Source organism: Fulvivirga aurantia (assembly GCF_009711475.1).
Lineage (GTDB): Bacteria > Bacteroidota > Bacteroidia > Cytophagales > Cyclobacteriaceae > Fulvivirga > Fulvivirga aurantia.
In genome coordinates, this window is record NZ_SMMD01000835.1 from 1 (window position 1) to 10,102 (window position 10,102).

The window sequence follows — 10,102 nt, forward strand, 5'->3', positions numbered from 1 at the left end:
TCCAGGATTCAGTCAAATTGATACCTGTACTTTTAAGTTTACGAAGCACACCATACAATCATCATATTTAAATCAGGATCGTGAATTTTGGGTCAGCCTGCCTTTAAATTACTCTGATAACCTTAGTTATAATGTCATCTATGTTTTTGATGCCGAATGGCGTTTTAATCTTATAAGTAATCTGGAATTTGATTTTTCTGCCAATAACAAGATTGAAAAGAGCATAATAGTGGGCATACCTCATATAGATTGGGAATATACCCGAGCGCGGGATTTATCATTTAGCCAATCGAGAATGGAGTATGATGGTGAGAAGGTTGATTCTACCTGGTATAAAAGCAAAAATGCTGGTGGCGGCTTGGCATTTTATAATTACCTCACCAAAGAACTTATGCCTGCTGTAGAGTCAAACTATGCCACAAATGGGAAAAATTCACTTATCGGACATTCGATGGGCGGTTATTTTGCAGGTTATATCTTATCATTAAATCACCCCTTCGAAACGCTTCACCTCTATGACCCCTCTATCTGGTATAGTGATGGTGAGGTTACAGATGTTGTCAAACATGGCATTCCAAATGATAAAAATGTAAACGTATTCATTACTTATCAACCCGTTCCTGCATTTCATAAACAAAAAATTGAAGAGCTGATAGAGGAACTTAAAAAAGCAAAAAACGTAACGCTGCACACGAGATTATATACCAGCCAGACACATAATTCACTATTTTTACCAAGTTATCTGGAAGGAATAAAACTTAAGGCTATAAAGTAGTTCAGCCACATTTTAATGAGGTAAGTAACATTGCACGCACCTTCTCGTCTTCATCTAAACGCCAACACAGATGAAGAGAATAAAAGAAATGGTACTGCCCCAGATTTTCATTATTTACACGCGGTACCTCATCGGAAACGCATTTGTATTTGCCAGTCTCATTAAAATAAAAGGGTACCGCTTTACTTCTGAAAGTGGCGAATTGAACCCAATCAATAGCGCCTGGCATTTTTTCGAAACTTTGTACCAATCAGGTTTGTATTGGCAATTTATTGGAGTAGGCCAGTTAATTGCCGGCTTTCTTTTAATGACCCAAAGGTATTCTAAACTTGGTGCACTCATTTACCTTCCAATTATATCAAACATCTTTGTCATTACTTTATCTTACTATTTTGCCTACACACCCGTTATTACAGGCCTTATGCTATTGGCAAATCTACTACTCATAATTTGGGAGTGGAACGAGCTCAAGATTATAGTTAATCTACAGCCATCCATCGATAAAACTGAGAGGTTAGAAAAAGACAAAATCTGGCAAATCATAGGTCTGATACTATTCGCTTTAACTTTTACCTACCGTGCTTTTATTGATGATTACAGCCTAATGATTTGGTTTGCAGTCAGCGTGTTGGTGGGTCTTGCAGGGCTGGTGATGGGGCTATATAAAAATAGCCGAAAATCACTAAAACTCATTCGCTATGCGAGCAGATAGATCCTCATAGTCACTTATTTACAACTACTTACACTTTCAAAGTTTAATCTCAATCATTGCTCTTTTTTCGCAAAACTTATTAATACCTTTGCGGCCAAATTTTTAGACTATGATTTCAGTAGATGCAGTTGGTGTAGAGTTTAGTGGTTCTACTCTTTTTAACAACGTTACTTTCAACATAAACGACAACGACAGAATTGCCCTCATGGGTAAAAACGGAGCAGGAAAATCTACTCTTCTGAAGATTATTGCCGGAGTGAATAAACCAACCAATGGTAAAATATCGGCACCAAAAGAAGCTGTTATTGCTTATTTACCTCAGCATCTACTTACAGAAGACGACTGTACTGTCTTTGAAGAGACTTCTAAAGCGTTTGCCAAAATTCTAGGTATGAAAGCCCGCATGGAGGAGCTCAACCACCAACTGGAAACCAGAACAGATTATGAATCTGATGCCTACAGCAAAATCATAGAAGAAGTCTCTGAGCTAAGTGAGAAATACTACAGCATAGAAGAAGTAAATTTTGATGCTGAAGTAGAAAAAACATTGCTAGGCCTGGGTTTTGTAAGGGCTGATTTTACCAGAAATACGAGTGAATTTAGTGGCGGATGGCGCATGCGTATCGAGTTAGCCAAAATATTGCTGCAAAACCCTGACCTCATTTTGCTCGATGAGCCTACCAACCACCTCGATATTGAATCTGTACAGTGGCTGGAAGACTTTCTAAAGCATAGTGCCAAAGCTGTAATGGTGATCAGTCACGATAAAACATTTGTTGACAATCTTACTAACCGTACGATTGAAATCACGCGAGGCAAAGTATATGACTACAAAACCAACTATTCTCACTACCTCGAATTAAGAAAAGAAAGACGTGAGCAGCAGCAAAAGCAATTTGATGATCAGGCTAAACAAATTGCTGAAATTCAACAGTTTATAGATCGTTTTAAAGGCACTTATTCAAAGACCCTTCAAGTGCAATCGCGTGTTAAAATGCTTGAGAAAATGGAAATTGTAGAGGTAGATGAAGTCGATACGTCCGCTCTCAATATCAAATTCCCTCCTGCCCCACGCTCTGGAAATTACCCGGTAATTACAGATGAATTATCAAAGAGTTACGGAGATCATGTGGTGTTTAAAAACGTAACATTTACCATTGCTCGTGGTGAAAAAGTGGCTTTTGTAGGAAAGAATGGCGAAGGTAAATCTACCCTGATCAAAGCTATAATGAACGAGATCGATTATGAGGGTTCATTGCAAATCGGTCACAATTGTCAGATCGGTTATTTTGCACAAAATCAGGCTGCACTACTTGATGAAAAGCTTACAGTATTCCAAACTGTAGATGAAGCGGCCAAAGGTGACATTAGGTCTAAAATTAAAGACCTACTGGGTGCTTTTATGTTTAGTGGTGATGCCATAGAAAAAAAGGTAAAGGTACTCTCAGGTGGAGAACGTACCCGATTAGCTATGATCAAACTTTTGCTACAACCGGTTAACCTCTTAATACTGGATGAGCCTACTAACCACTTAGATATCAAAACCAAAGATATTCTAAAAGACGCGCTCAGGGCCTTTGAAGGCACGCTGATACTCGTTTCTCACGATCGGGATTTCCTCGATGGCCTTGCCAATAAAGTGTTTGAGTTTGGCAACAAAAGAGTAAAAGAGCATTTCGAAGACATCAATGGTTTCTTAAGAAACAAAAAGATGGAAAACCTGAAGGAAATTGAGCGTACGGCAAAGGTGTAAGGCTAATATCTAGACAAGCTACTTAACCCATATTATTCTCAACGAAAGCATCCAGATCAGCAAGCATATTTTCTACCTCTTGTTTACGCAGAGCAAAAGCATCGTCTTGTTTGGTATTATTGGCGTAATGGTTCCAGTTTTTTCTGGCTTTCTTTAACACTCTGGGTGTTATTTCAAACTCTTCGTGATCTAACAAGTCTTTGGCCAGGCGTGACACGCGAAAGTTGCCATAAAGAAAAAGCTTAAATATAGGCACATAATGCTGACTTAGGTCAAAGCCTTCAAGTGCATTCACCAGGTCACCCTTAATATCTTCATTTGCCGGGTTTTCCATCGCCTCAAACAGTGGAGTTAATGCTGCCTGGTTTTCTTCAATTAAGCTTAATGTACGCGCGGCCATAATGCGTGACTCTTCATTTTCGGCAGTTTCCATCAAATCAACCATGGCTTTTACTACTTCCTCAGATCCTATTTCTGCCAGTTGGTCAGATACCTGATAGGCATCGTCATTTAGATCTCCTTTTAGCTGGTTTATTAGAGGTTGGATGTCTGTCATGCACTTCATATTTAGAAAAAGCAAAACTACATGTATCTTCTTTCCTAAACCAACCTCAGAGACACAGTAAACTTTATCTCTCACTATTGGTTTATACTCAGACATGAAATCGGCACATATATACTACTGGACTGTGTTTATTTTAATTTTCTCCACCTGTGTGGAGGGTACTCGTGTTTTGAAAACTGAGTATGTAGAACTCGCTAGTCCTGAGCAAATTGTAGCGCTTGAAGACACCCTGGTGAGGCCTGTTCTTTATCAGAATTTGCCCAATTATGCCGACTTACCTGTCGAGGACTCTAAACAAAAATTTATCGCCACTATTTTACCCGCTATTCTTATTGCCAGATACCACCTGGAGAACGAAAGAGATAGCATTAAACTTCTTCTTATTAAAAAGAAATGGACCACACAAGACTCTTTGTATTACCAAAAACAGTTTGAGCGATACAAGGCAAAGGATGCTGAGAACTTACTTTTAAGAATGAAAACGCACCCTAACAGCATTACCATTGCACAGGCAGCTGTTGAGAGTGGTTGGGGTTCTTCCAGATTCTTTAGAGAAGCCAATAACTTATTTGGAATTTGGTCTTACCGCAGCGATGAGCAACGAATTGCCGCAGATGGCAATAATGTTTACCTCCGAAAGTACAATGATGTTTCTCAATCGATCGAAGACTATTTTGTCACGATTGGTAGAGCGCGGCCTTATCGCTCTTTTAGAAAAACAAATGCCAATTCTGATAATATAGATGAACTTCTCCCCCATTTAAAGCCGTATTCTGAGCGCGGTATGGATTATGTGTATCAGCTGAAAACCATTATCAGACAAAACAATCTGACACAGTACGACAACTATCAAATTGACCCTCAATACTTTGTAGAAAAATAGAATTGTATGTTTAAAAATACACTAGTTACAATCATACTCACTTTACAATTTTTTGGCTGTAGCACGCAGCCTAGTAATCAAAAAGAAGAAATTGAATCTGACACCAATGGCAACAAAGAAGTCGTGGCATTTGTATATCACCGATTTGGGGATAGTAGATTTCCTTCAACCAACGTTTCGCTCGAACACTTCGAAGCGCATTTAAAATACTTCAAAAATAATGACTATCAGGTGCTTACATTCTCAGAGGCTATCGAATACCTCAAATCTGGCCAAAATGTTAAGAAAACAGCAGTTATAACAGTTGATGATGGCTACAAGAGCTTTTACAAAAATGGATTGCCTTTACTTAAGCAATACGGCTTTCCAGCTACGCTATACATAAACACCAAAACTGTGGGTGGTGGAGACTATATGTCGTGGAGCGACATTAAAGAGGCTAAAAAGCATAATATAGAAATAGGTAATCACACCCACTCGCACGATTACTTTTTGAATAAATCTGAAAACGAACGGTATAAGATCTTTGAAGATGAGATCGCACTATCGCAAAAACTAATAGAAGAAAATACCGGTGAGAAGCCCATTACTTTTGCCTACCCCTATGGTGAACTGGATCCTAAAATGAAGGCAATAGTGGCAGATTTTGACTTTGTAGCAGCTGCGGCTCAAAACTCAGGAGTGATTTATGAAAATTCTGATTTAATGCAGTGTCCGAGATTTCCTATGTCTGAGTTTTACTCAGCACCCGCAAAATTCAAAGAAAAAATAAAGATGAAAGCCTTACGTGTCAATGAAAAACAGCCTCATTCCTCTGTCATAAATAGCAATACAGAGAGGCCTGAACTCACTTTAACTTTTGATAAAGGAAATTTGCAAACAGGTCGTCTCCAATGTTTTATTCAGGGTAATGATTGTGATGTAAAACTGACAGAACAAGGTGACGACATTAGCATTTCAATTTCACCTAAATCAGCCTTAGGTAAACGCAGAAGAACCCTTTATACGATTACGGTTCCTGACAGCGAAGGCAACTGGCACTGGTATAGTCATCTTTGGGTAAACCCCGAGGTGAAATAATTGTACTATTTCTTGTGTATAATTTTCTCTACAGACAGACAATCATTTTTTACCTCGTTTAAACGATTTAAAACACCCTTAGCATAACACTGAGCTATTCTTTTTTCAATTAATTGAACTTATCTAGTATAACCGTATAGTCGAATATATAAGAAATACGTGTTAATTTTTTGAAAAAATAATTATACTTGCGGATGGCTTTAATTAAAATTCGTTCGTTTCTTACCCTATTACTGCTCTCATTATCTTCTCTCTCCATCGCGCAAGCACCTTCTGTCTTCAACTACCAAATTCTGGTTAAAGATGGTATCGGAAATGCTGTACATGATCATGAAGTAGCCGTTCAAATTACCATCGCAAATAGTACTACCACCGTCTACCAGGAGGTTTTCACTGCTGTCAAACCTGTTTTTGGTCAGGCAAGTGTTTTGGTTGGTACAGGTAATGCGACTACCGGAATATTCAAAAATATTGACTGGAGTGCCGGGACATTCACTATAAAATCTGCAATTGACTTAAATGGTGGTAGCGATTTCAATATCTCAATGACCTCACCACTAAATAGCCTTCCTTACGCATTACATGCGAGGTCTTTGGGACAGGTAAGAGACATGACCGCAGACGCTAGAGATCAAATAAATAATCCGGCAACGGGTTCTATAATTTTCTGTAATACTTGCGGTGAGCAAGGTGAGTTTCAGGTATATAATGGCTCTAGCTGGACAAATGCTTTAGGCGCATCTCCGGCTGCCCCGATTGTTATTCAATCATTAGGTGTAAGTGTCCTTGATTATTCAGGCCTTAATCAGGAATTACCTGAGGACGTTATGCCTTTGACATTGGATATTCTTCCGGCCAATGCACCAAACAAAACCGTAGTTTGGACTTCAAATGATGAAAATATTGCTTCGGTTGACGAAGAAGGGCTTGTAACTATATATGGTAATGGTCAGGTGACCATTACTGCAACTGCACAGGATGGCGGTGGTGCTGCCGGTAGCATCCAGCTGTCTTTTGAGCCAGATCGCCCTGATGAAGAAACCCCTGACGGATTGCATATTTTTGGAGAAGCGGACGTCATTCTTGAAGAGACTCACATCTACAATGCCATAATGATGCCTTTTAATGAATTAGATACATTGGCATTATGGTCAAGCTCTGACGAAAGCATTGCTACAATAAATGATAAAGGTATACTTACCCCTTTGGATACGGGCGTAGTTGAAATTGTAGCGATAAGCAGTGAAGATGCCTCTTATTCTGATACTCTTTCGGTTACAATTGCTTCCAGTATTCCACCAGATATTGAAGCTCCTGTATTGACAATTGATGGATATGATGGTGACAATGCCGTACAGTTACAGAGACTTATGGCCCTGCCCATACCAGAGGCTACTGCCATGGATAATGTCGATAGTTTGGTGGAAGTAACGATTACACAAGATGATAGCTACAATGCATCAACATTTAACGATTCAACACTAACGGATTATCGATTTATATACTCAGCAACAGATGCCGCTGGCAATCTTGCTATTGATAGCATTTTAGTCGCAGTCGTTGATTTGCTACCACCGGTAATTACTCTCAATGATGGTTTTGAAGTAGCTGACACCGTGTACACAACCAATGCCTCTACGATAGCGATGCCAACTGCATTTGCTGTAGATGACAACGGAGATACACTTGCTGTGTCAATAGATTTTGGAACATTTGACCAAACTGCGAAAGGATTGTCGGTCGCTTACTATCAGGCCACCGACCCAGCCGGCAATAGCGCTGCAGACAGTTTATTTATACTTAATTCAGATGTAATAGCCCCTTCGATCACCATCAGTGGTGGACATGTGCCCGGTGAGACGATTACTGTTGGTCAGGGTATACCATACACTTTACCAACAGCTACAGCGGTTGATGATGATGGAACTGTGTTGGAAGTGCTTTCTGACATAGATCATTTTTCAGTAGAAGATCTCGGTACTTATACGCTAAAATTTCAGGCCACTGATGAAGTTGGTAATCAAACCAATGTAGAATTATACATAGTTGTTGCTGACATAACACCTCCTACCATTCTTAACAAAGCTGAATTGATGAAGCAATCTGCCACCTTTGACGTGGGAGAAGAGATTGTATTAACAACAGTAGAAGCCAGTGACAATGTTGGAGTTACTGCTTATGATATTTTTTGGATACCTGTGGATGAGGACTGGCAAGGATCAGTTTCTATAGACGAAACGGGCGCCATACGTATGGGCGATCCTGATGGTACCGCGTTTGAAGCAGAGTTTTATTTCAGAATTGTCGCTCAAGATGCCGCTGGGCTGAAAGACAGTGTGGATATGCATTTTATATTTTCCAGAGGAGAAATACATGATATTCGCGCCAAGCAATATGCTTCAGAGGATTGGAGACAGCTATATCGATACTATACTCCTAATATCTCTTACGATTATCAGCTGAAAGAAAATACAAGTGTAGGAGATACAGTACTTTATCTGGAAGCGAATGGCAATCCAGTTACCTCAATTTATCGTTTCGAATTTGATGATACTAACCCGGGAGTCGGCACTGAAGATTTCAATCTGATGGGTACAGGAAATCAGTACTTCCTTACGCTGGCAACCCCACTAGACCAGTCAGTTCGGAGCAGTTACGACTTTAATATGGATGTTGTCGTTAGAAATACAACAGATACGACCTTGATAAACAGGATCCCATTTGGGGTTAATGTCATCGTACAATCTATAGAAGAGCTGGCTCCCTCTTTCGAGGCATCATTTCCTCCAGCTACTTATGGAGATCTTAAATCATTAACTCTCAATGATATCTTAAATCCAATTGGAGGAGTTATTGAGGGCGCTGCCTGTCCATTAAAACCAGCTAATGGTATTTTAGGGGATTTGGCAGATGGTCTGGATCAGCTGATAGCAAACCTCCCTATAATTCCGGAAGACACAGCCAAGCAGATTGCTAAAAGTATGATGGAGAGGTTACCGGCTTATTTTTGGGCAACCAAGGATGGTACAAAGACACGAATCAACATCAAGGTGCCTGTAAAAGGAAAATCTCTACGAATAGAATATGTGATTGACCCGGATAACAGCGGTTGTTATTGGGGGGCAATACTTGATGGTTTAAAGCCTTCACAAATCAATTCAAAATTAAGTGTCTTTGATGAAGGCACGCAGGCGGGAGTTGTTGTAAACACAATTCCAGTTACGGATAAAAGTTTTAAATGTATTACGATACCATGCATAAAACTTGATCCCGGGGCTCATGTGGTAGCACATGGTAAGATGCTGCCTCAGACCGGAGGTGGCGGTGGAGCAGCCGGTATATTAAATGCAACTGTTTATGGTGTGGTCACTCCCCTATCTGCCGGTTTTAGCGATCCAGAATTAACAGTGACTTTTGGCCTTAAATCAGATTTTAAAACAGAATTTGATAATCAAATAATACAGCGTCTGGACCTTGCTTCTCAAGCCACGCGTGCGGCTATTTTGGCTGGTCGTGAAGCTGTAAAACTTGCTGATAAAGCTGCTGATGCCGCACTTAGTCAATTTGGAATCGATAAAGGCAAACTTGATTTCCTTGATGCCCAAATTGCTACTTTTACCGCTCCAATTGCCGGTTTACAGAGCCAGGTTGCCGATGCCAACAGCGCTGTTTTAGGAATAGCCAATGAGATTGCCGGCATATTGTTAGATGATCAGATTTGCACGAATATATGTCCGGCACCATGTGTCACCCCGGGTTGGTGTAGCAGAAGTTGTGGTTTCTTTACTTGTGGGTATCCATGTATTAGAAGTTGTGGTTGCCTTACCCCACGCATAGACGTTTGTATTCCAAACCCTATTGCGAAGGCTCTTGCTGCAACAAAGGCCGATGGTCCATTAAGATATGCCAAGCAAAAATTAGCGTATTATACATCGGCACTCGATCGTATGCAGCAGCGACTAGCTCAGGTGAGATCACCAAGAGGTGCACTGCAAGCAGCTTTTGACGTCTCGTTGGATGCATTAAATACTGCTAATGCTGAACTTGCTACTGCACAGGCAGATTTAACTAACGTGATTAATCAAGCAGGACCTTTAGCTGACATTGGAGAGTTCATTATGGATAACACCATCAATAAAACCGTGGCTACTGGGAAAGCCACATTTATAACAACACTAGGCTCAGCTAATAGCGGCACGTATTCCGGTCAGCTTATTGTTGATATGAGTATATTGAGCTCACCAGAGGTTACAATCACATTTCCTGAATTTAGACTTACAGGAGATGGCATAGAAAGCTCGTTAGACGATGTAGCTACGATTGTTATTGATCAA

The 10,102-nt window shown here is 40.1% G+C and carries 7 protein-coding genes; 6 read left to right on the plus strand and 1 reads right to left on the minus strand.

Translation table 11 applies throughout. The annotated features are described in order from the left end of the window. The 3 genes from E1176_RS12110 to E1176_RS12120 all read left to right on the plus strand — a co-directional run. Positions 1–775 (plus strand): alpha/beta hydrolase (locus tag E1176_RS12110; protein ID WP_185152773.1); only part of this gene is annotated, 775 nt, incomplete at its 5' end. Between the two features lie 70 nt (positions 776–845). Further along, positions 846–1,487 carry a hypothetical protein gene (locus E1176_RS12115; protein ID WP_155210900.1) on the plus strand — a complete coding sequence of 214 codons (642 nt, stop codon included), beginning with the start codon at positions 846–848 and terminating at the stop codon, positions 1,485–1,487. A gap of 109 nt (positions 1,488–1,596) precedes the next feature. Continuing rightward, positions 1,597–3,240 carry an ABC-F family ATP-binding cassette domain-containing protein gene (locus E1176_RS12120; RefSeq protein WP_155210901.1) on the plus strand — a complete coding sequence of 548 codons (1,644 nt, stop codon included), beginning with the start codon at positions 1,597–1,599 and terminating at the stop codon, positions 3,238–3,240. Between the two features lie 22 nt (positions 3,241–3,262). On the opposite strand, the gene E1176_RS12125 is transcribed toward E1176_RS12120, so the two are convergent. Further along, on the minus strand, positions 3,263–3,796 hold the full coding sequence (locus tag E1176_RS12125; protein WP_185152774.1) for a HEAT repeat domain-containing protein: 534 nt from the start codon (positions 3,794–3,796) through the stop codon (positions 3,263–3,265). Between the two features lie 103 nt (positions 3,797–3,899). Between E1176_RS12125 and E1176_RS12130 the strand changes: the two genes are divergently transcribed. From E1176_RS12130 to E1176_RS12140, 3 genes are all read left to right on the plus strand, one after another. Then, positions 3,900–4,688 (plus strand): glucosaminidase domain-containing protein, encoded by a 789-nt coding sequence (locus tag E1176_RS12130; RefSeq protein ID WP_155210903.1) that lies wholly within the window; start codon positions 3,900–3,902, stop codon positions 4,686–4,688. A 6-nt stretch (positions 4,689–4,694) separates the two neighbouring features. Next, the gene (locus tag E1176_RS12135; protein ID WP_155210904.1) at positions 4,695–5,768 is read left to right on the plus strand and encodes a polysaccharide deacetylase family protein; all 1,074 of its coding nucleotides are present in this window, start codon (positions 4,695–4,697) and stop codon (positions 5,766–5,768) included. A gap of 194 nt (positions 5,769–5,962) precedes the next feature. Next, positions 5,963–10,102: Ig-like domain-containing protein (locus E1176_RS12140; RefSeq protein WP_155210905.1), on the plus strand; the 4,140-nt coding region annotated here is incomplete at its 3' end.